The sequence below is a fragment of the Neisseria sp. P0024.S006 genome, from assembly GCF_051956595.1.
Lineage (GTDB): Bacteria > Pseudomonadota > Gammaproteobacteria > Burkholderiales > Neisseriaceae > Neisseria.
Window position 1 is genome coordinate 112,679 of the sequence record NZ_JBQCXH010000004.1, and the last position, 21,885, is coordinate 134,563.

A 21,885-nucleotide genomic window follows, 5' to 3' on the forward strand; every position below is an offset into this window, starting at 1 on the left:
TGAAAATGTTCAGACGGCCTTGTTGTTTTGTTGCCAAACCAAGTCGCAGATGCCGTCTTTGGGTACGAAGCCTGTCGGTGCACGCAACAGAAGCTGGCGCAGGCTGTTTTGATCGCTTTGGAGACAAGCGGTTTGGAGTTCCGACAGTATGTCAGATAATTGCGTCCATGGAAGCATTACTTCACTGGCGGTCATAATCCGGGGATGAGTGGTTTTTTGCACCTCGTCGCCGATGAGCAGTTCTTCATAAAGTTTCTCGCCCGGGCGCAGGCCGGTAATCTTGATTTCGATGTCGCCGTGCGGGTGTTGCTCGTCTTTGACTTTGAGGCCGCTGAGGACAATCATTTGACGGGCAAGGTCGATGATTTTGACGGATTCGCCCATGTCGAGGACGAAGACGTCGCCGCCTTTACCCATTGCGCCGGCTTGGATAACCAGTTGCGCCGCTTCGGGAATGGTCATGAAGTAGCGGGTAATGTCTTGGTGGGTCAGGGTAATCGGGCCGCCTTCGGCAATTTGTTTTTCAAATACCGGGACAACGGAGCCGGACGAGCCCAATACATTGCCGAAACGGACCATGCAGAAGCGTGTTTTTTGTTCCGGCTCGGCGGCAAGGGCTTGCAGGCAGAGTTCGGCCATGCGTTTGCTGGCGCCCATGGTATTGGTCGGGCGGACGGCTTTGTCGGTGGAAATCAAAACAAAGGTGGAAACACCCGCATCTACGGCGGCCTGTGCGCAGCAGAGTGTGCCGAACACGTTGTTTTGAATGCCTTCGATGGTGTTGAACTCGACCATAGGGACGTGTTTGTAGGCCGCGGCATGATAGACGGTATCGACGTGATAGGCCTTCATGACGCTGCTGAGGCGTTCTTTGTTTTGAACCGAACCCAAAAGCGGTACGACTTCGACTAGGCTGCCTTGCGCGGCTTGGGTTTCGCGCAATTCTTTGTCTATGCTGTACAGGGCGAATTCGGACAATTCAAACAACAGCAGTTTGGTCGGACGGCAGTTGAGAATTTGACGGCAAAGCTCGGAGCCGATAGAGCCGCCTGCGCCGGTCACCATCACGACTTTGTCGCTGATGTCGGCACTCATCAATTCAGGGCGCGGTGCCACAGGGGCGCGGCCGAGCAAATCGACCACGGAGATTTTTTTCAATGAGCTGACGCTGATTTTGCCGTCCACCAAATCTTTCATGCCCGGAATGGTCAGGACTTCGCATTTGTAGGCTTCGAGGCGGCGGATGATGTCTTTGCGTTCTTCAGGCGTAGAACTTGGAATCGCCAGCAGAATTTTGCGTACGCCGTAGCGGCTGATCAGCATCGGGATTTCGTTGGGGTTGTAGACGGCAAGGTCATAGATGACGGTGCGTTGGATTTTCGGGTTGTCATCGACAAAGGCGATGGCCGAGTATTCGTTAACCTGTTTGATGGCTTCCAACAATTGGCGGCCGGATTGGCCTGCACCGTAGATGATGACGGGGGTCATCTGTTTGCGGTGATGATCGGTCAGAATAGCGCGCAGGATCATGCGCGAGCTGGTCACGCCGACCACCAAGACCAAGAAATAGACGATGGGCAGTGCAAGGTGCAGTTTTTGCTCAAAAATCAGGGTGGTCAGGCAGAACAAGACTGCTGAAATAATGCTGCCGAATGCGGCGGCGGTCAGGACGCGGACGCTGACGAAGCGCGTAACGGCACGGTAGAGGCCGATACGGATGAAAAGGATGATGGTCAGCAACGCGGTGCTGCCGAAAGCCAGCCAGTTGGCGATACTCAACCATTCGTCGGAGTATTGCACTTTAAGGCTTTGGGCAAACCAAAACGCCACGAAGATCATCAAGATATCGTGAATGACGAAGAAGGTTTTTTTTAGATTGCGCGGCAGAGCCAGCAGGGTTTCCAAGTTCATTTTATTTTTTACGTGTCTGAGTGTTGTAATGTGGCTTGGTACGGATTGTTTGAAGCAGGCTGTTTTGCTTTTTTCAGACGGCCTGAAGTTGCAGGCCGTCTGAAAATGATTATGCCGTGGCTTCAGTCAATACGGCTTCTATGTTTTCTTTGCAGAACGCAATTTCTTCATCGGTCAGGGTCGGATGCACCAAGAACATCAGGCTGGTGTCGCCCAGTTGGACAGCGTTTTTCAGTCGCTCTTTCGGACGCCAAGGCGTGTTGTCAAAGGCTTTTTCCAAATACACTTCGGAGCAGCTGCCTTGATAGCAGGGGACTTTGCACGCGTTCAGTTCGCTGACGATGCGGTCGCGTGTCCAGCCGTCTTTCAGGTGTTCGGGTTTGACGAAGGCGTAGAACTTGTATTGCGCGTGTTCGATGTAGTCGGCCACTTCAACCAAACGGATGCTGGCGAATTTGCCCAAGCTTTCAGCCAGTTTGGCGGCGTTTTCTTGGCGGCGCGCCGTCCATTCGGGCATACGTTTGAGCTGGATGCGGCCGATGACCGCCTGCATTTCCAACATGCGCCAGTTGGTGCCGAAACTTTCGTGCAGCCAGCGGAAGCCGGGGGCGTATTCGCGGTGGTACACGGCATCGTAGCTTTTGCCGTGGTCTTTGTACGACCACATTTTGCTCCACAGCTCTTTGTCGTTGGTGGTGACCATGCCGCCTTCGCCGCCGGTGGTCATGATTTTGTCTTGGCAGAACGACCAAGCGCCGACGTGGCCGATAGAGCCGACGGATTTGCCTTTGTATTTCGCGCCGTGCGCTTGGGCGCAGTCTTCGATAACCCACAAGTTATGTTCTTTGGCCAAAGCCATGATGTCGTCCATTTCGGCAGGCATACCGGCCAGGTGAACCACGATGATGGCTTTTGTGTTTGGCGTCAAAGCGGCTTTGATGGTTTCGGCGCTGATGTTTTGGCTGTTTAAATCGACATCGGCGAAAACCGGATTGGCGCCGGCGGTCACGATACAGGATGCGGAAGCCAAGAAGGTGCGCGAAGTGACAATCACATCATCGCCTTGGCCGATGCCCATTGCTTTGAGGGCTACGTCCAAAGCCAACGTACCGTTGGAAAGGGCGACGGCGTATTGCGTGCCGACAAAGGCAGCAAATTCTTTTTCAAATTCGCGACATTCCGTACCTGTCCAGTAGTTGACTTTGTTGGACAGCAGGACTTTGGAAACGGCATCGGCTTCTTCTTGAGTAAAGCTTGGCCATGGGGAGAGTGATGTATTAAGCATTTGTTTTTCCTGCGAAAAGACTGGTTGAGCCTTTGGGGGCGATTTCTTCCAGCAGTTGGCGGTTGATCAGGGTATATTTCTGACCGTTGATTTCGACGTATGCGCCGTCGTAAGGCGGGAACCAGAAGGCGCGGATTTTCTTCTCGATATTGTCGCCGTCGAGGATTTGCTTCATGGCTTCCATTTCGTCGCGGCTGACGTAGCGGCCGCCAATGTTTGGCGTGGTCGGCAATTTGGTTTTCGACTCGATGGCTCGGGCGATGATGCGTTGTGCGAACGGCTCCAGCGCCTGCATGGTTTTGCGTTCGAGCGATTGGGCGGTTTCTGTTTCGGCGTCGATGGGGAAGCGGTCCACTTCGATGATTTCGCCGGTGTCGATGGAGGCATCGACGTAGTGGGCGGTGTTGCCCCATTCGTTCAGCTCGTCCATGATGGCCAGGTTGTAGCCGCCTGTGCCTTTGTATTCGGGCAACAGCGCAGGGTGGAAGTTGATCGTGCCCAAAGTCGGAATGCTCAGGAATTCATCACGCAGCTTGCGCCAGTAAAGGACGGACAAGCCCAAATCGTATTTCAGACGGCCTTCACGCATTGCTTCCAAAGCCGTATCGAAGGTGTACAGGGGCAGGCCCAATTCCTGCGCGGCAGCCGTGGTCGGCGAGCCTTGCAGATGACTGTCGGTCAAAACGCCGACGATTTCGATATGGTCTTGTTTGGTCAAAAAACGAAGCAGGTTGGCGGAAACCTGTTTACGACCCATAAATAAGATTTTCATGGAGAAATGTCCCTTATGCATTTACTTTTTCGGTGGCGGAAGTTGTCAGTGTAGTCAATTCTTCCAGGGTGTTTATCCAAAGGGTAGGCTGGTATTCGCGGCCGTATTGCTCGGGCTCGGCTTGATGAATATTGTGCGGCTTAGGCATGATGCCTATGGAGAGCCAACCCAGTTTGTTGGGTGCGACAAAATCTTTTTTGATGTTGTCGCCGATGTAAATAAAACGTTTTGCGGCCGGATATTTGTTTTGCAGGAAAACGAAACGCTTGTCGTCGGGCTTTTCCGATTGCATGGCTTCCGAAATCAAAATGTCGTCAAACAAATCGGTCAGGCCCAAGGCCTGTATTTTCAACCGCTGTGTCAGGCTGCGGCCGTCTGTAATCAGGGCGCGTGCGGCAAAAGGGCGCATCAGCTTCTGTAAAAAAGACGGTTCGACATAGGGTCGGATGGCAGGCCGATGCAGCCGATATTGCCACAAGAGTGATTGTTTCTCTGATTCGTTTAATTTGCAATGATGACACAAATTGTCGAGCCAGTCTTTACTTTTATTGTCGGCAATTTCATATAGTACGCCGGCATTGTATTGCGGATAAAGCGACGTAATCATCTCTACAACTGCCCGTATTCCGGAGCATTTGTAGTCATGTTCGGAGTAAAGCGTATCGTCAAGGTCAAAAACGATGACGGATTCTTCCGGCTTAATCATGTTCTCTTACCAAAACCTTAGCATCATAACGAAGCATGATTAAATTGTTTTCCCAGTCGTCGGAGAAGGGAATGTCTTGGCCGCCGATGTATTCTTGAATCAGCCAGCCCGGATAGTTGCCGCCTGCGGCGTAGGTCAGTGGGAAACCGCCGCCGAAACGCGGGTTGATTTCCACGCCGTAGGTCGTATTGTCGGTTTTGCTGACGAAGAACTGCGCGGTAATGCAGCCGCGTGCGCCTTCCAATACGGCCATTTTTTCAACCAACTCTTCATACAGGGCATTGCGCCGGGTCGCGCCTTTGCTGACTTCGCCGGTACGCACTTCCAAACGCTCGCGAGGAATGGCGCATTTCAGACGGCCTTGACGGTCGTAATACATATCGACGGTAAACTCGGAAAAAGCATTTTCAATATCGATGTATTGGGCGAACATCATTTTCGGATCTTCGGCAATGTCGGCGGTCAGATCGGCCGGAGTGTTGATTTTTTTCGCACCGATGGCGCGGCTGCCGTCGTAAGGCTTGGCAAAACACGGGAAGGCCAGGCTGTCCCGTTCGTAAATTTCAGGCGAACGGATGCCGTATTGTGCAAACAGGCCCGCGGTCAGGCGCTTGTCGCGGCACAGGGTAATCAGTTTGGCGTCGGAAATGACGATGTGTATTCCTTCGGCTTCAAAACGGTCGCGTGCTTCGGCCAGCTTGAGCAGTTCGGTATCGATGGTCGGCACAATCAGGCCGATGTTGTGTTGTTGGGCCAGTTCGAAAATGCTGTCGATATATTCGGCTGCGTCGATGCGTGGTACGCTGAAAGCGCGGTCGGCGACATGACAGGCTGAAGACATGTGGGGATTGAGGTCGGTGGCAAACACGCCGATGCCGTCTGAAAAACGTGCGGCTTCGGTTTGGAAGTCCTGCACCAATTCGACGCGGCGGCCTGCCGACAGAATCAGTATGTTATTTTTTTTCATCAGTTTTATTACCCGTGAAATAAGGCATAGTGGCTTCTCCTTCGGCTGAGATGCCTTCTTTGACGAAGACTTTTTTAACCGTCAGGAACAAAATTTTAATATCCAGCCAGAAGCTGAAGTGGTCGATGTACCAAACATCGTGGGCGAACTTTTCGTCCCATGAAATAGCGTTGCGGCCATTGACTTGCGCCCAACCGGTTACGCCCGGTTTCATTTCGTGGCGGCGGTTTTGGAAGTCGTTGTACAACGGCAGGTAGTGCATCAGCAGCGGACGAGGGCCAACCAAACTCATCTCGCCTTTTAAGACATTCCATAATTCAGGAAGTTCGTCCAAGCTGGTGGCACGTAATTTTTTGCCGAAATCGGTCAGGCGTTCGCTGTCCGGTAGCGGGTTGCCGTCTTTATCGATTGCATCGCGCATGGAGCGGAATTTAATCATTTTAAACGGCTTGCCATCCTTGCCCGGCCGCTCTTGGATGAAGAACACGGGCGAGCCTAAGTTTTTGCGGATGAGGTACACCAAAATCAAAAACACAGGCGACAGGATAATCAGCCCCGAGGCGGAGGCAACAATGTCAAACAGGCGTTTGAAAAATTTATTCATGAGCTAATCTTTCAATCAGGTTGACGATTTTTTGATAGGCAACGTCGCGCTTGAAGCGGCGGACGATTTCTTCGGACTGAACAGGATCGTCTTTGCGCTTCAAAATATCTTTGGCGGCTTTAACGAAGCTGTCCACATCGCCGGAACGGTAGTTTGCATGCGGCAGCAGGGTGAGGACTTCGGCAACTTCGTCGTTGACCTGGCTGTTCAGAATCGGTTTTTGCAAAGCCATATAGTCGGAAAGTTTGTTGGTAATCGACTGCATGGCGTAAGAGTGGATGGCGTTGACGGAGATGTCGCAGCCCTTGGCGACCGACATCATTTCGGCGTAAGGAATGTAGCCGTAAAACTGGATGCCGTCGCAGGCATATTGTTTGAGCCTGTCTAAATCGGGGCCGCCGCCCATGATGTGCAATTCGACGTTTTTGCCGGCGTCCAACAGTTTGCGAACGCCTTTGCACACGGTTTCCACGTCATAGCTGTAACTGAGTGTGCCCAAGTAGAAAAAGCGGGTTTTATCGTCGCCAAAATCTTTGGCAGGTGCGGCATCGAGTTTGGGAAAATCTGCGCCGATATAAACGACTTCGCCAGGTACGTTCGGATTGGCTTCTTTGGCGCGGTCGAGATAAGTCTGCGATACGGCAACCAGCGCGTCGGCGTAGCGGTAGGCTTGGTTGGCGCGTGAAGCAAAGGGCAGCAGGTTATGCGGTACTTTTTTCAAAAACGGTACGACTGAGGAGAAGGACTCCGGCCATACGTCCTGCACATCGACAATCAGCTTGTAGCCTAAACGCGTTTTGTGTTTGCCCAAGAGCAGGTTGGTGGCAATCAGCGGATAGGCGGAAAAGACGACGTCTTGTTCGCCCGGACGGCAGTTTTCCAACCATTTTTCAAAATGTTTGACGAAGCGGTGATGGCTGGTCACGCGCCCTAAAGACACGTTTTTGCTGTATCCGCTTTCTTCCAACAGCATCACTTTCAGACGGCCTTGTGAGGCGGCCTCGGCATCTTCGGGCCGTCTGAAAGATTTGTCGTAGTGCTTGAAGTTGCTGGTAATCAGCAATACGTCATGCGACTGCGACAACAGCTCGGCCAGATACCAGAAGCGGTTGAAATGCGGCTCGGACGGCAGCGAGCAATAAGGGGCGACGATGGTAATGTTCATGTTTCAGACGGCCTTACATTTCGTACGCAGCCATGGTGGTGCGGTAGATTTCGTCGTCGGAGCATAAAGTTTCGACGTGTTTGTGCAGGGCTTTGCCCATTTGGCCGCGCAGCTCTGGATGCTTGATGAGTGTATCGACGGCTTCGATAAACGCTTCGTCATCGCCGAAAGGAATGCAGTAGCCGGTTTGGCCGGTGATGACCATTTCGGAAATGCCCGCCATGTTGTAGGTCACGACAGGTGTGTCGTAAAGGCCAGCCTCCAAAATATTGTTGCCGACGCCTGCACCGTGGTCGCCCACGCAATGCGGCGTGTTCACCAAAATATCGACTTCTTTGAAATAGCCGGTCAAATCGCGGACTCCGCCGAGGAAGGTAACTTTGTCTTCGATGCCCAAACGTTTGGCTTGGGCTTTGAGGTTGTCCATTTCTTCGCCGATACCTGCAACGTTAAGGCGTACAGGCATACCGCGGTCAACCATTTTCTTCAAAATATCCAGCATTAAATGCACGGCGCGGACGGTGTCCAAACGGGAAAGCGTGCCCAGTTGGACATAGTCTTTGACTGTTTTTTCAGGAACGTAATCCGCTTTGTGCAGGGCGTTGTAAGTGTAGGTGATGCGGTTGGCAGGGAAACCGTAACGGATGAGTTTTTCGCGTTCGTGTTTGCAGTTGCCGATGATGTACACGCCCAGCTTGTCGAAAAGCTTGGCAATTTTCGGATAAGTTTCCGGATCAAGGCCGCGCGCATGGTAGAACACTTTGGTTTTCGGCGAGGCAAACTTGGCCGCAATGGCGCAGGCCGGAACGATACGCGCCATTTGGCAGTGAATCACATCGGGTTTCTCTTTTTTCAGCAGTTTCATGTAGGCAAACATGCCTTTGATGTAACCCAAAAGACCGCCTTGGTAAAAATCAATCGGCTGCCAACGGATGCCCAATGCTTGCGCTTCCTGAATCAAAGGGCCGTCTGAAGAGGCCAATACGATATCGTGTCCGCGTTGTTTGAGCAGGCGGCCGAGGCGGAAAGTGGCGTTTTCAGTGCCACCGAGGCCGGACATGGAGGTAGTCAGGATGATTTTCATGATGGTTTCTTCGTATCGTATAGTGTTTCGTTGTATGCGTAAGCGGCCATATCTTTCAGCTTGGGCGCGACAAATACGCTGTAAATAAAAATCAGCAGGCAGGGCAGCCAGATAAACGGCATACGCAAAATGGTGGACGGAATAAAACCGGCCATGAGGAAAATGCCCAAGGCAACCCAAGCTAAAACGCGCGATTTGCCGGTTACTGCGCGGTTTGAGGCGGTGTAGAGGAAATAACACGCCACAAAGGCAATAAAGCCGAGCAGGGAAATCATGCCGAAACCCAGATACAGCTCGATGATGAAGCTGTGCGGGTTTTCAAAGCCCAAGCTGTCGCTCAAATGGCCGCCGAAATATTCGCGGAAGTTTTTAGGGCCGTAGCCGGTCAGCAGCAGGGGCGGATTGTTCCAAAAGTAGTTGTAAATCTCCTGACGGTAGGACACGGAGTTGTCGCTGCCCAAGTCATACAGGAAGAGGTACACGCGGCTGGAAAAGCGTTCCAAAAACTGGTTGCCGTTGAGTGAGAGCAAAAATTCCGCAATTGCGCGAGACGGAATCATCGACAACACCAACGCCAGCAAACCTGCTACGCCGACCGTAATAAAACCGTTTTTGCGATAGGCCGTATAAACCAGCAAAATTAACAGGTAACAGCCGATGGCGGTACGCGATACGCTGGCGAAAATGGCCATGCCCAACAGCAGGAACAAGCCCCAGCCCAGCAGTTTTTCTTTGTGTTTCCGTCCTTGGAGTTGGAAGAAAAACAAAATGGCAGGCGCAAGGCAGACTGCGGTGGCGGCAAGGTTATTCGGGTTAAAGAACAAGCCTTTGAGCGAACCTTCATCAATAGCCAATTCATCGCTAGCGCTCACAAACTGAATACCGGTGGCCAGCTCTGCAAATGGCGGCACGGCGATAAACAGCGTAAATACGACGAGGAACTTCTGAATTGTCCTCAAAGGGTCGTCGGCGCGCTTCAATACTTGGTAAAACAAGTAGAAGAAAGCCGGAACCGCCATAAAAAACAAAATATCCATGTACTGCGTCGGCGTCAGCGACGTAATGCCCATGTGGATGGCAGGCCAGATGCACATGGCGGTCAGGGCGCAGAGCATGGCAAAAATCTTGCGCGGAATATGCTTGCTTTCCAGAAAAAATACGACAAAACCAAGCAGTACAAATATCAGGGTCAAGGGGTTGTCGATACGCGGCACGCCGACCTTAAAGGACAGCGCGGGCCCCAGCATATAGGCTGCGAGCATGATGTAGAGGATGTAAGTGTATAAGTTCAGACGTTTTATTTTCATAGTCGTGCTGTTGTTATCGTAGAGACGTGAATCTCAGGTTGGCTATTTTGCCGAACGGTTTAATTTGGCTTTGATTTTTTCGGTCGCGGCAAATAATGCGTGTTTGTATTTTAGGAACAGGAAACCCAGTCCGACTGCCCATGCCAGCGCAAACCAAATGTAGTTGTCGCGCGTACCCAGCCAAGTGTAGGCAAGGCAGATTATCAGGCAGAGCGTTGAGTTGGTATAAATCTTCAGGCGCGGCAAAGGTTGCCACAGGCGTGAAGAGAATTCAGTTTTCAAGATGAAAAACAGCCAAAAAGCCGTTGCGCTGGCCATAGCCGCACCTTTTGCACCGAATTTCGGCACCATCAGATAGAGCAGGGCGGTATTGGCGATAAAGGCAACGATGTTGATGGCGGTAATCAGCCAAGTCGAGCGGACGACGTTCAAACCGATGCCGCTGACTTCGGTCAGCGTGTAAAACAGGGGGAAGAGCATACACGAGAGCAGGATAAATTGAACCTGCGTGTATTTTTCCGGCAGTATCCAGGTCGCCATCGGCGAAAAAATCCCGATGAGGCAAATCATTGCACTGATGAGGACGGTCATGGAAAGCGTGATGTCGCCGATTTTGTCCAGATTGGTTTTTTCTTCCACCCATTTGAACACCAAAGGCGCCCAAATGGTGGAAAACACGCTTTGGAAAATCAAGGCGACGGCGCCAAAGCTGACTGCCATCGAATAAATGCCCAACTCGTCCAAGCCCGAGATATTCTTGAGGACAAAGCGGTCAATCGAAGTCAAACCCCAATAGGCCAAGTTGCCGAATGCCAGCGGCAGGCCGTAGCGCAGGCCGTCCCGATGCAACTCAGGCGACCATTTCGCATGGGAAACAGCTTGCAGGTCTCGGCGCAGTTGATAGATCAACAGCGCAACGGTCAGCACTTGGGCAGCGGTGTAGGCAAAAACCAGCGAAGTGGTATTGGCGGGCAGGCCGGAAGCAATCACGGCAAAAACCAACACCAAAATCAAAAATTTCGGCGCAAGCTGGCTGAGTGAAAAAGCCAGTGCCTGCTCTTTCATCCGCAAAATCAAGGCTAAAAAACGGATAATCAGCGTGGTGGCCAAGAAAATCAGGAAGAGAATCCCCAAATTCGCACTGGGGATGTCGAAAATGATTTCAGACGGCCATGATGCGTTTATCAGCAACACTAAAACCACAACCGCCACCGTCAGAATCAATGGTGATAAAAAAACGGATTTGAACAGCGCGGCCTTGTCTTTAACGGCGTAATAGTCGCGAATATAGGATTGGTCCAGCCCCAGGCCCAGCAACAGGATGCTCAGTCCGGCAATGGTCTGCAAGAGTACGATACGGCCGATGTCTTCCGCAGGGAAGTACCATGAGATGAGCGGCAGGGAAAGCAGGCCGAAAGCGGCGCTTCCTATCGGGCCCAATGCGTAGCCGAGTATTTTTTTCGCGTTCATATTATTTGTTTTCAGACGGCCGGAAGTTCGAGCTGAGCGTTTTTCGTAAGAGATGCGTTGTTACCGTTGCCGGTTTCCCAAGGCCGTCTGAAAAAACAAATGGCCTTGGGAAACCGGCCGCCGTCCCGGTGGGGAAACCGGAGGCAGCCGGATGCGTCTGAAGCAAGATTATGCTTTGATGACTTTAGGATTTTTCACTGGGAATTTGCCGCGTGTATCGACAATCAGCTTGGCATGTTCGGTAATCATGTCATAGTCGAATTTGTCGTGATCGGTGGTCAGAACCACGCAGTCGTATTGGGCGACAGTTTCAGGGGTCAGCGCTTCACTCTTCAAGTCGAAGTAGTGGTGGCCGGGGATGTGTGGGAACTCTGGAACGTGCGGGTCGGAGTAGGAAACCACTGCGCCCAGTTTGTGCAGGCGGTCCATCACTTCCACAGACGGGCTTTCACGCATATCGTCTACGTTTTTCTTGTAGGCGATACCCAGTACCAAGATTTTGCTGTCTTTGATGGAACGGTTGTGGTCGTTCAAAGCCAGGCCGACTTTTTCGATAACGTAGTCGGGCATGTGGGAGTTCACTTCGCCTGCCAGCTCGATGAAGCGGGTGTTTACGCCGTATTCGCGGGCTTTCCAAGTCAGGTAGAACGGGTCGATAGGGATACAGTGGCCGCCCAAGCCGGGGCCCGGGTAATAAGCAACGAAGCCGAACGGTTTGGTTGCCGCGGCATTGATGACTTCATGAATGTCGATGCCCATTTTGTCGGCAACGATTTTCATCTCGTTCACCAGGCCGATGTTTACGGCACGGTGGATGTTTTCCAAAAGTTTGGTCAGCTCGGCAGCTTTGGTGGAGCTTACCGGAACAACTTTATCGATGGCAGGTTGGTACAGCGCCAGGCCGACTTCCAAACAGGCAGGGGTATGGCCGCCGATGACTTTTGGAATGGTACGGGTTTCAAAGTTAGGGTTACCCGGGTCTTCACGCTCAGGAGAGTAAACCAAGAACACGTCTTGACCGACTTTCAAGCCGCCTTCTTCCATGCGCGGCAGCAATTCTTCTTCGGTAGTACCGGGGTAGGTGGTGGATTCCAAGGACAGCACTTGACCGGCGCGCAAGTAAGGTTTGACCGCGTCGGTAGTGTCGATAACAAAGCTCATGTCCGGTTCGCGGTATTTGTTCAGCGGAGTCGGTACGCACAAAATCACGGCTTCTACTTCGCCGATGCGGGAGAAGTCGGTCGTTGCTTCAAACAGGCTGTTGGAAGCGGCGGCAATTTTGTCGGAAGGAATATGCTCGATGTAGCTTTCGCCTTTGTTGAGCTTGTCGACTTTGGTTTTGTCGATGTCGAAACCCAAAACTTGGTAACCGATGTCCACATAGCGCAGCATCAGTGGTAAACCGACGTAGCCTAAGCCGACGATGCCGATTTTTGCGGTCTTATCGGCAAATTTTTGTATCGTAATGTTTTTCATGATGTCTTTCGTGTAATGAATGAGTAAATCGGGAGTGTTTGCCCGATGCCTGAGTTGTTTGCTGCTGCCGTATCGTGTGAAGCCTCAAAACCGTACTTATAATCCCAGCAGACGAAATCATAAGCACTTATCTGATTCGTCTCAATCAAAAAAGTTTAACGGTCGTTCAGACGGCCTCTGAGGTATGGAAACGGTATTTTTGAATATTTAATTTTAAAAGGTTTTATGCAACTACATGTTTTAATTTTGGATAATTTTCTGTCAAATGCTTAGTTCATGAAATCAAGCTGTCGGTTATGCCGTTTAAAACCCTTCTAGAATAAAAACTTTTAATAAATTTTCTCGGCTTAACTTATTTTAAAAGTTTATTATTTCGTGAAGAAAAAAAGAATTTTGTTGACAATCAGGTTAATTATAATGAGCCTAAGTCAAAGTTTTAAATTGAAATACGCTATAGTCATTATAATAGATTGATGAATAAATCACATTTATTGCTATATAAACAATAGAATAACTCTATTGAAAATAATTAAATTATTTATGACAAGCAATCAGACGGATTTTTCCGTAGAACCCATTTGATGTCCTGCCCGATGATTTCTACCGATTGACTGTGCCAAGGGCCGTCTGAAAGTAGGGCGGCCGGATTTTCAGGGAGGGAGAATAGAGGTTTGCCTGCGCCCAATAGTTTCGGCGCTTGGTAGAGGACGATTTCATCCACCAAGTCATCCTTCAGGAAGGCTGAGGCAAGTGTTGAGCCGGCTTCTACCAGAACTTCGCCAAAGCCAAGCTCTGCCAGTTGCGGCATGAGGGAAGGAAGATTGATGCGGCCGTTGATGTGTTCAGACGGCCTGATGATGCGGATATGTTCAAATGCACTTAGAGCCTGCAAACGTTGTTCGTCTGAGGAAAGGGTAACGATAACGGTCGGACTGTCGGTATCGGTCATGAGGTGGCAGTCCAAAGGGATTTGCAGCCGGCTGTCTAAGACGATGCGCGCAGGTTGGCGCAAGGTGGGGAAGCTGCGGACGTTGAGTTTCGGGTTGTCGGCAAGTACGGTACCGATACCGGTCAAAACGGCGCAACTTTCGGCGCGGAGAATTTGTACGTCTTCGCGCGCTGCTTTGCCGGTAATCCAAAAGCTGCGGCCGTCTGAAAGGGCGGTTTTGCCGTCCAAACTGGCGGCGCATTTGAGGCGGATAAACGGTCTGCCGCGTTCGATACGCGATAGGAAACCGCGGTTGAGCTCGCGTGCCTGTGCTTCCAGCAAACCGCTTTCGGTACGGATTCCGGCGGCTTCCAGCATGGACAAACCTTTGCCTGCGACCAATGGATTAGGGTCGGTCATGGCGGCGACCACGCGCGCTACGCCGGAATGAATCAGCGCTTCGGCGCATGGCGGCGTGCGACCGTAATGGCTGCAAGGTTCCAGCGTGACATAGGCTGTTGCGCCTTTTGCCGCCGCTTGGGCCTGCCTCAATGCGTGAACTTCGGCGTGCGGCTCGCCTGCTTTGACGTGGAAACCTTCTCCGACGATTTGGGCGCCGTGTGCAATGACGCAACCGACGCGGGGATTGGGGGAAGTAGAAAACCGCCCAAGCTTGGCCAGCTCGAGGGCGGTTTGCATCATTTGGGTATCAAGTGCGGAAAACATGGTTTCGGACGGCCTTATTTGGCTTTGCATTCGGCGATGACTTGGGTGAATTCGGAAACGTCTTTAAAGCTTTTATAGACGGACGCGAAGCGGACATAAGCGACTTGGTCGATTTTTGCCAGCTCTTCCATCGCCATTTCGCCGACGATGCGAGAAGCGACTTCTTTTTTGCCCAAACGGTAGAGGCGCTGCTCGATCAGGGCAACGGTTTCGTCGATTTGTTCTTGTGTGACAGGGCGTTTGTGCAGCGCGCGCTCAAGGCTGGTCTGCAGTTTGTGCGGATTGAAGGGAACCCGTGTGCCGTTGGATTTGATAACTTGCGGCATCCGCATTTCAACGGTTTCAAAAGTGCTGAAGCGTTGTCCGCATTCCAAGCATTTGCGGCGACGGCGGATGCTGTTGGTGTCTTCCAGCCATCGCGAGTCGGTTACTTGAGTGTTGGGGTGTTGGCAAAACGGGCACTTCATCGGGTTTCCTTGTCATACGCTCGGCAAGGTCGCTAAGCAATTGAATTTATTGTTTGTGAACTATTATTGTAGCGGATTGCGTTATTTTCGTATAGTAAAGGCTTTTGCGTAGAATTTAGGTATAAAAAGGCCGTCTAAAAGGGCAACTTTGGCGAAGTCGGGCTTTCAGACGGCCTTGTGTTTTTCAGTCAATCAAACGTCAAACCGATACGCCGACGGCACGGGCGATTTCCAAACCTTCTTCCGCGCTCATGTAAACCGGATTGTCGGGGCGGTCGCTGAGGACAATGTCGCCGTCTTGAAACATCACCAATTCATTGACTGCCAATTGCGACCAGGTTTCATCCCGCGTCAGGGGCAGGGTGGCGATGACGGAAACTTTATCGTTCGGGGTGGTCACCTCTGAAAAATCGACCATGACATCATCGTCCAGCAAACGCGCTTTGCCAAACGGGGCTTTGCGCACGATGTAGTGAAGCAAGGTGCTGGCATGGGCAAACAGGCAGTCGCCGTTGGACATGACGAAGTTGAACAAGCCGTAGCGGCGGATTTCATGGGTCAGGCCGGCAATGGCGTCAAACAAAACTTCAGGTTCGGGCTTGGTGGCAAAGCGGCTGCGCAGGCGGTTGAGAATAAAGCAGAACGCGCGTTCGGAATCGGTTGAGCCGACGGCATGGTAGTACTCACCCTGCTCGGGGAAAAAATCAATCAAATGGCCGTTGTGTGCAAACAGCCAATATTCGCCCCACATCTCGCGCATGAAGGGATGAGTGTTCGACAATGAGGTCTGGCCTTGTGAGGCCTTGCGGATATGGGCGATAACGTTTTCAGATTTGATTTGGTAGGCGCGTACCAAGTCGGCAACGGGCGAGTTGGCACTGGGTTTGTCGTCGTGAAACAAGCGCACGCCTTTGCCTTCGAAAAAGCCGATACCGAAGCCGTCGGCGTGGTGGTCGGTAATGCCGCCGCGACGGCGGAAGCCTTCAAAAGAAAACATGATGTCTGTGGGAGTGTTGCAATTCATGCCGAGCAGTTGGCACATGGTGTTAACCTTTATTTTTGGGGTATTTATAGGGTTATTATGGTGTATCGGGCAGGCAGTTTCAATATGTAGAGTGTGATATGTTTATAACTGTCTCATACTTGGCGGGCCGTCTGAAAAATTGCTGTCAAAAATTCAGACGGCCTTAAAGTGTTCCCAGACTGGGCGGCATTGTTCGGGTAAGTCGGGACAGGCGCCAAGTATGCCGCCGCTGAAGTCGTTGGGGCGGTGGAAGTCGCTGCCTGCGCTGGCGAGAAAGTCGAAGCGGTCGGCAAGCAGGGCATAGTTGAGGCGGTCGTTTTTGCAGCAGTTGCCGCTGTGTACTTCAATCCCCGCGCCGCCGAGATTTTTAAATTCTTGAAACAGGTTTCGTTTGGCGGTGGCGGATAATTCATAGCGCATCGGGTGGGCAATAATGGCCATGCCGCCCGCGCCTTTAATCGCGGTTACGCAGTCTTCCAGTGTGGCCCATTCGTGTCTGACGGAACAGGATTTGCCGTCACCCAGGTATTTGGTAAACGCCTGCTGTTTGTTTTTAACATGACCTTCGCGGATGAGGAATTCGGCAATGTGGGTGCGGCTGGCCATTTCTTTGTTGGCGGCCAATGCCAGTGCGCCTTCATACGCGCCTGTGATGCCCTTTTTTTCCAGTTTGGCCGCGATGGCTTCCAATCGTTTCAGACGGCCTTTGCGGACTTCGGCAAGCAGGTTTTGCAGGGTTTCGTTGTGTTCGTCAAAGTCCAAGCCGACAACGTGGATGGTACGGCCGCGCCAAGTGACGGATATTTCCACGCCGTTGACGAAGGGGAGGCCGAGGGTATCGGCTTCGGCGCGTGCTTCGGCCAGTCCGCCGGTATGGTCGTGGTCGGTCAGGGCGAGCAGGGTGCAACCGTTTTGACGGGCGAGTCGGACGACTTCGGTTGGGGAGAGCATGCCGTCTGAAACGGTCGAATGGCAGTGTAAATCAATCATGGTTTTGCTTTGAATTTTCTCAAAAAAGGCCGTCTGAACGTTTCAGACGGCCTTGATTTGTTAGAACAGAGAGTCCAGTTGTTGTTTGTTATTGTTGCCGGTATTGCTTGGCAGAACTGGGGTTTCGTCTAATTCTTCACGGGCTGGCGCATTGCCGCTCTCGGTGCGGCGGCGGTTTTCATTCGGAACCGCGCGACGGGCAGGTTGAGCGGGACGCGGTGCAACGCCGCTGTTGTCCAAGGCCAGGTCGGAGCTGGTGGTCATGCGTTCGCGCATATACACTTCGCCGCCGTTCGAAACCACGCCCTCTGGGGCTTTCATCGGTTTGACGCTGGTGCCTTTCAGGGCGAAGCGCATGTATTCTACCCATACCGGTACGGCGATTGTACCACCGTAACCTGCACGACCCATGCTGCGCGGTTTGTCAAAGCCGATATAGACAGCAGTCACAACGCTAGGGTTGAAGCCAACAAACCATGCGTCTTTGTTGTCGTTGGTGGTACCGGTTTTACCGGCGATGTCAGAGCGACCGAGTGCGGCTGCACCGCGTGCGGTACCGACACGGACAACGTCCTGCATGATTTTGTACATAATGTAGGCGTTGCGCGGGTCAATGGCCTGAGGCGCGTTTTCACCGGCTACCAAAGGCTGCATTTGCGCTCTCAGACGGCCTTGGCTGTCGTAGATTTTATCGATGACGTGGGCGGACACTTTGTAACCGCCGTTGGCAAAGACGCTGTAACCTTCGGCAATACGCAACGGCGTGGTTTCGCCTGTACCCAAAGCCATAGACAGGCTGGCAGGGATTTCAGACGGCTTGAAGCCGAAGCGTTGGATGTATTGTTGCGCGTAACCGATACCGATAGACATCAGGATACGGATGGACACCATGTTTTTCGAAGCGGTCAAAGCCTGGCGCAGCGTGATGTAACCGGAGTAGCGGCCGTCTGAGTTTTTCGGGTTCCACGCTTTACCGTTTGCACCTTTGCCCGGCAGGGAAATCGGCGCATCGTTAATCATGGTGGAAGCAGTCATGCCTTTTGCCAAAGCGGCGGAATAAACGAACGGTTTGAACGTCGAGCCGGGTTGGCGCATGGCTTGAGTTGCGCGGTTGAAGGTTTTGCTGTGGTAGTCGTAGCCACCGACCAATGCGCGGACTGCGCCGGTTTTCGCATCTAGAGACACCAATGCGCCTTGCAGCAAAGGCTCTTGAACGACGGTAAAGGTATCGCCGCTGCCTTTAACGCGGATGACGGAGCCGCGGCGGATGCGATCTTCGCCCATTTTTTCGTTGTTGACGGCACGGGCGGCAAAGCCTAAAGCGTGGCTGTTCAGCGTCACTTTACGGCCGCTCGGCAACTGAATCTGTACACCTTTGCGGGAGGCTTCCAATACAACCGCCGGAATCATTTTATCGACGGTGTAAAGTGTAGAAAGGTATTGGCTGACGGTTTCTTCTACGTTGTCGCTTTTGCTCAGGTCGATGTAATTTTCTGCACCGCGGTAGCTGCTGCCGCGGTCGAAATTGCGCAGGACTTTACGCAGGGCTTCGGTGGCCACGCGCTGGTGTGCGGTGTCGACGGTGGTGTATACCTTGAAGCCTTGCGTGTAGGCATCTTCACCGTATTTTTCAAACAGCTCTTGGCGCACCATTTCGGCAACGTACAGGGCGCTTTGATCGATGTTTTGTACAAAACGCTCGTAATGCAGCTCTTCTTTCAAAGCCTGATCGCGTTGCTGCAGGGTAATCATGCCTTCTTCCAGCATATTGTTCAGAATATAAGCCTGGCGCAGTTTGGCGCGTTCAGGGTTTACAATCGGATTGTAGGCGGAAGGGGCTTTGGGCAAGCCGGCCAACATGGCGGCTTCGGCCAATGTTAACTCGTTAACATTTTTGTTGAAATAAATTTGGGCGGCAGATGCAAAACCATAAGCGCGTTGACCCAAATAGATTTGGTTGAAGTACAGCTCCAAAATCTTGTCTTTGCTCAAAGACTGCTCGATTTTGTAGGCCAACAGGGCTTCGTTGAACTTACGGGTAAACGAACGCTCGCTGCTCAGGTAGAAGTTTTTGGCAACCTGTTGCGTAATCGTACTGGCACCGGATTGAACGCCGCCGGCCATGACGTTGCCGATCGCGGCGCGCGCCACACCCCAAACGTCCACGCCCCAGTGGTCGTAGAAGCGTTTGTCTTCGGCGGCAATCACGGCATTTTTCAAAACTTTGGGAAAGTCACCGATTTTGGTGAATTCACGCCGTTGCTCGCCGTAAACGCCAATCACTTGGCCGTCTGAAGAATAAATCGTCAGCGGCATTTTGGGTTTGTAGTGTTGTAAAGTGTCCAAAGACGGCAGCTTCGGATAGGTGACCAAAATTGCAATTGCAAGCAGCCCCACACCGAAAAGAGCCAGTCCCAATAAGAGACCCAGGCAGGTCGTTATAATCTTTTTAATCATGACTAAGTAATAATTTGCCATTAATGGCGATAAATAAAGTAAAATGGGAAACGATTTCTATCAGCCACAGTCAATACTGTGCAAAGAATAAGAAGTCCTTTACGGATAACGAAACAGTTACTCACTCCTAAATGATACAGGGAAGTCAAATCATGCGCTTATTTAAAAGCACGAAAGATACCAAAACAGGCAAGGCTTCTAGCGGATTGAACAACCGCTCTGCCATCGGCGTCGACATCAGTCAACATGCCATTAAGATGGTACAACTGACAGGCCGTAGTTTAAACCAAATTCAGCTGGAAAAATACGTTATTACCAAATTGCCTAAAAATATTGTCAAAGGCAACAAAATTCAAGACTACGATCAGCTTGCTACCTACATCCAGCATACTTACGCACAATTACGCAGTTCTTGCAAAAATATTGTTGCGGCCGTGCCACAAAACTTAGCGACAGTCGAACAAATTATTTACAACCCGCGTGATACCGATTTGGACTTGGAAGAGTTTGTCGAAGCGGAAGTCGGCCAATTTGCGCCGATTGAAGAAATGAACTACGACTTTCAAGCCGAAGAAGTCGGTTCGGGTCAGCATGTTTTAGCGGTTGCCGCCAAAAAAGACGATGTCGAGTCGCGCATTGAAATGTTCGAGAATGCGGGCCTGCCTTTGTCGGCTTTGGATTTGGACTTGCTGGCGCAACGCAATGCCTTCGTCTATTGGATGAATACGCATGCCCCCGAGATGGCAGATGAAAAAGTTGCCGTGTTCGGCATTCATGCAACGCAAATGTATGCCCTGATCCTGCAAAACGGCCGCATCCTCTACAAACAAGAAACGCCGGTCAGTACAGAGCAGCTCAATCAGCTGATTCAGCGTACTTATCAGGTAACGGAAGAAAAAGCCGCGCAAATGATGGCTTCTCAAAACAAGCCTTCCGACTACCAATCTCAGATTGCCGACCGTTTTAACGTACAGGTTGCACAAGAAGTTCAGCGTGTTTTGCAATTTTACTATACCACGCAGGCCACTGATTCTTTCTCCAATATCAAACACATTCTGCTGACCGGCTTTACTGCGCAGCAGGCAGGTTTGGCGGAAAGCATTTTCTCGCAAACCAATACGGCGACAGAATATCTGCATCCGATTTCATATGTGGAACGCAGTGCAAAAGTAGAATTGCCGCAGCTTCAAATTGATGCGCCGTCACTGACTTTGGCGTTCGGATTGGCATTAAGGGGACTTTGAGAACATGATTGAATTAACCAGAATCAACCTTCTCCCGTATCGGGAAGAGATTAAACAGCGCAAGCAGCAGCAATTTAAAGTATTGATGCTTAGCGCTTTTGCCGTGGGTTTGGGCTTGGTGGCCGCAACCTATCTTGGTATTGACAACGCCATCAGCAATCAAGAAGGGCGCAACAACTTCCTGCAAACCGAAATCGACCGACTCGATAGGGAATTGGGCGAAATCGATAAACTTCAGCAAGAAAAAGAAGCCTTCTTGGCTAAAAAGCTGAAAGTGGAAGAATTGCAGGAAAAACGCTATCAAGCGGCCTATATCCTTGATTCTTTGAATACGCTTACGCCCGATAATACTTATTTGACCGCATTGGAAGCCGAAAGCCCGACCAGCTATAAAATCAGCGGCCATGCCATCAGCGACAATAAAATCGCCGTTATGATGCGCTCCCTGCCAAGTACAGGTATTTTCTTGCAGCCTGAATTGTTGAGCATTAAAAAAGTAGATAACTACCAAGAATTTACTTTGAAATCTTCAATCAACCAGGTGAGTACGCCGGCTCCTGCACCGACTGCCCAAAGCAGCGGTGAAATGGCCGAGCCTGTGGCCGAACCTGCTCCGGAGGCTCAATAATGGCATCTAAAAACCTAAAACAATTGGACGTACAAAACCTGTACCTGCTCAATATGCCTTCAAAACTTTTGCTGGCAGGTTTATTGATTGTCGGTATGTTGGCTTTGGGCTATGTCGGCGTCTTTAAAGATCAGATTGAAACCTTGAACACGCAGGAAGCCAAAGAAGATGAGCTGAAGGAAACCTTTACGCGTAAAAGCATTCAGGCGGCAAGTTTGAATAATCTGAAAGCAGAATTGGCTTCGATTCGTTCTGCATTCGACGTTTTGTTGAAACAACTGCCGACTGACGCGGAAATTCCGAACCTGATTCAAGAGCTGCATCAGGCAGGTTCGACCAACGGCTTGCGTTTGGACAGCGTTGCACCGCTCCAACCTGAAAACGATGGCCCGATTCAAAAACTGCCGTATCAGATTTCCATCACAGGCAAATACGCTCAGATCAGCCAATTTACCCGTGACGTAGGCGATTTGTCGCGCATTATTACGCTGGATTCTTTGAAGCTCGTAAACGCAGGCGAGGATAAAGAAGGCAAAGGCAATAAAGGCGAGTTGACATTGAGCGCGATTGCGACGACTTACAAAGCCCGTCCTGCCGAAGAGATTGCTGCTGAATTGGCTGCACAACAGGCGCAGGAAGAAGGCAAATCTGCCGAGAATGAGCAAAAATAAAAG

Annotated in this window: 19 protein-coding genes; 3 read left to right on the forward strand and 16 right to left on the reverse strand. The window is 51.4% G+C overall.

The window, feature by feature from the left end; all coding sequences use genetic code 11:
• Positions 1 to 9: 9 nt before the first annotated feature.
• The 16 genes from ACTHUF_RS08330 to ACTHUF_RS08405 form a co-directional block, all read right to left on the reverse strand.
• Positions 10 to 1,911 carry a polysaccharide biosynthesis protein gene (locus ACTHUF_RS08330; RefSeq protein ID WP_440407477.1) on the reverse strand — a complete coding sequence of 634 codons (1,902 nt, stop codon included), beginning with the start codon at positions 1,909 to 1,911 and terminating at the stop codon, positions 10 to 12.
• A 109-nt stretch (positions 1,912 to 2,020) separates the two neighbouring features.
• On the reverse strand, positions 2,021 to 3,196 hold the full coding sequence (locus tag ACTHUF_RS08335) for a DegT/DnrJ/EryC1/StrS family aminotransferase (protein WP_440407478.1): 1,176 nt from the start codon (positions 3,194 to 3,196) through the stop codon (positions 2,021 to 2,023).
• The gene (locus ACTHUF_RS08340) at positions 3,189 to 3,968 is read right to left on the reverse strand and encodes a methionyl-tRNA formyltransferase (protein WP_049322614.1); all 780 of its coding nucleotides are present in this window, start codon (positions 3,966 to 3,968) and stop codon (positions 3,189 to 3,191) included. Before ACTHUF_RS08340 ends, ACTHUF_RS08335 begins: the two co-directional genes overlap by 8 nt.
• Before the next feature lie 13 nt (positions 3,969 to 3,981).
• Positions 3,982 to 4,674, reverse strand: a complete 693-nt coding sequence (locus ACTHUF_RS08345) for an HAD family hydrolase (protein ID WP_440407479.1) — start codon at positions 4,672 to 4,674, stop codon at positions 3,982 to 3,984.
• Positions 4,667 to 5,641, reverse strand: a complete 975-nt coding sequence (locus tag ACTHUF_RS08350) for an ATP-grasp domain-containing protein (RefSeq protein ID WP_440407480.1) — start codon at positions 5,639 to 5,641, stop codon at positions 4,667 to 4,669. Before ACTHUF_RS08350 ends, ACTHUF_RS08345 begins: the two co-directional genes overlap by 8 nt.
• Positions 5,628 to 6,245 (reverse strand): sugar transferase, encoded by a 618-nt coding sequence (locus tag ACTHUF_RS08355; protein WP_036492790.1) that lies wholly within the window; start codon positions 6,243 to 6,245, stop codon positions 5,628 to 5,630. The genes ACTHUF_RS08350 and ACTHUF_RS08355 overlap by 14 nt, the downstream gene beginning before the upstream one ends.
• Positions 6,238 to 7,410 carry a glycosyltransferase gene (locus ACTHUF_RS08360; protein ID WP_061370986.1) on the reverse strand — a complete coding sequence of 391 codons (1,173 nt, stop codon included), beginning with the start codon at positions 7,408 to 7,410 and terminating at the stop codon, positions 6,238 to 6,240. The genes ACTHUF_RS08355 and ACTHUF_RS08360 overlap by 8 nt, the downstream gene beginning before the upstream one ends.
• Before the next feature lie 13 nt (positions 7,411 to 7,423).
• Positions 7,424 to 8,494 (reverse strand): glycosyltransferase family 4 protein, encoded by a 1,071-nt coding sequence (locus ACTHUF_RS08365; RefSeq protein WP_004520868.1) that lies wholly within the window; start codon positions 8,492 to 8,494, stop codon positions 7,424 to 7,426.
• Complete coding sequence (locus ACTHUF_RS08370) at positions 8,491 to 9,801, reverse strand: O-antigen ligase family protein (protein WP_070615863.1); 1,311 nt, start codon at positions 9,799 to 9,801, stop codon at positions 8,491 to 8,493. The genes ACTHUF_RS08365 and ACTHUF_RS08370 overlap by 4 nt, the downstream gene beginning before the upstream one ends.
• A 42-nt stretch (positions 9,802 to 9,843) precedes the next feature.
• Complete coding sequence (locus tag ACTHUF_RS08375) at positions 9,844 to 11,271, reverse strand: oligosaccharide flippase family protein (protein WP_315092842.1); 1,428 nt, start codon at positions 11,269 to 11,271, stop codon at positions 9,844 to 9,846.
• A 168-nt stretch (positions 11,272 to 11,439) separates the two neighbouring features.
• Complete coding sequence (locus tag ACTHUF_RS08380; RefSeq protein ID WP_036492804.1) at positions 11,440 to 12,747, reverse strand: nucleotide sugar dehydrogenase; 1,308 nt, start codon at positions 12,745 to 12,747, stop codon at positions 11,440 to 11,442.
• Positions 12,748 to 13,285: 538 nt separating this feature from the next.
• Positions 13,286 to 14,401 (reverse strand): bifunctional diaminohydroxyphosphoribosylaminopyrimidine deaminase/5-amino-6-(5-phosphoribosylamino)uracil reductase RibD, encoded by a 1,116-nt coding sequence (ribD, locus tag ACTHUF_RS08385; protein ID WP_049347896.1) that lies wholly within the window; start codon positions 14,399 to 14,401, stop codon positions 13,286 to 13,288.
• Positions 14,402 to 14,415: 14 nt separating this feature from the next.
• Entirely contained in the window at positions 14,416 to 14,868 is a 453-nt protein-coding gene (nrdR, locus tag ACTHUF_RS08390) for a transcriptional regulator NrdR (protein ID WP_003748978.1), read from the reverse strand.
• 199 nt (positions 14,869 to 15,067) lie between these two features.
• Positions 15,068 to 15,910 (reverse strand): class II glutamine amidotransferase, encoded by an 843-nt coding sequence (locus ACTHUF_RS08395; protein WP_315092846.1) that lies wholly within the window; start codon positions 15,908 to 15,910, stop codon positions 15,068 to 15,070.
• Positions 15,911 to 16,045: 135 nt separating this feature from the next.
• Positions 16,046 to 16,882, reverse strand: coding sequence for a PHP domain-containing protein (locus ACTHUF_RS08400; protein WP_315092848.1), 837 nt, complete (start codon positions 16,880 to 16,882; stop codon positions 16,046 to 16,048).
• A 60-nt stretch (positions 16,883 to 16,942) separates the two neighbouring features.
• Positions 16,943 to 19,339, reverse strand: coding sequence for a penicillin-binding protein 1A (locus ACTHUF_RS08405; RefSeq protein WP_188211924.1), 2,397 nt, complete (start codon positions 19,337 to 19,339; stop codon positions 16,943 to 16,945).
• Between the two features lie 152 nt (positions 19,340 to 19,491).
• Here ACTHUF_RS08405 and pilM point away from each other — a divergent pair, with 152 nt between their 5' ends.
• Genes pilM through ACTHUF_RS08420 form a run of 3 tightly spaced genes read left to right on the forward strand, consistent with a single transcriptional unit; the run spans position 19,492 to position 21,882 of the window.
• Positions 19,492 to 20,583: a type IV pilus assembly protein PilM gene (gene pilM, locus ACTHUF_RS08410; protein ID WP_440407481.1), complete on the forward strand. Its 1,092-nt coding sequence runs from the start codon at positions 19,492 to 19,494 to the stop codon at positions 20,581 to 20,583.
• Between the two features lie 4 nt (positions 20,584 to 20,587).
• On the forward strand, positions 20,588 to 21,211 hold the full coding sequence (locus tag ACTHUF_RS08415) for a PilN domain-containing protein (RefSeq protein WP_315092851.1): 624 nt from the start codon (positions 20,588 to 20,590) through the stop codon (positions 21,209 to 21,211).
• Positions 21,211 to 21,882, forward strand: coding sequence for a type 4a pilus biogenesis protein PilO (locus tag ACTHUF_RS08420; protein WP_070822735.1), 672 nt, complete (start codon positions 21,211 to 21,213; stop codon positions 21,880 to 21,882). The genes ACTHUF_RS08415 and ACTHUF_RS08420 overlap by 1 nt, the downstream gene beginning before the upstream one ends.
• The last annotated feature ends 3 nt before the right edge of the window (positions 21,883 to 21,885 follow it).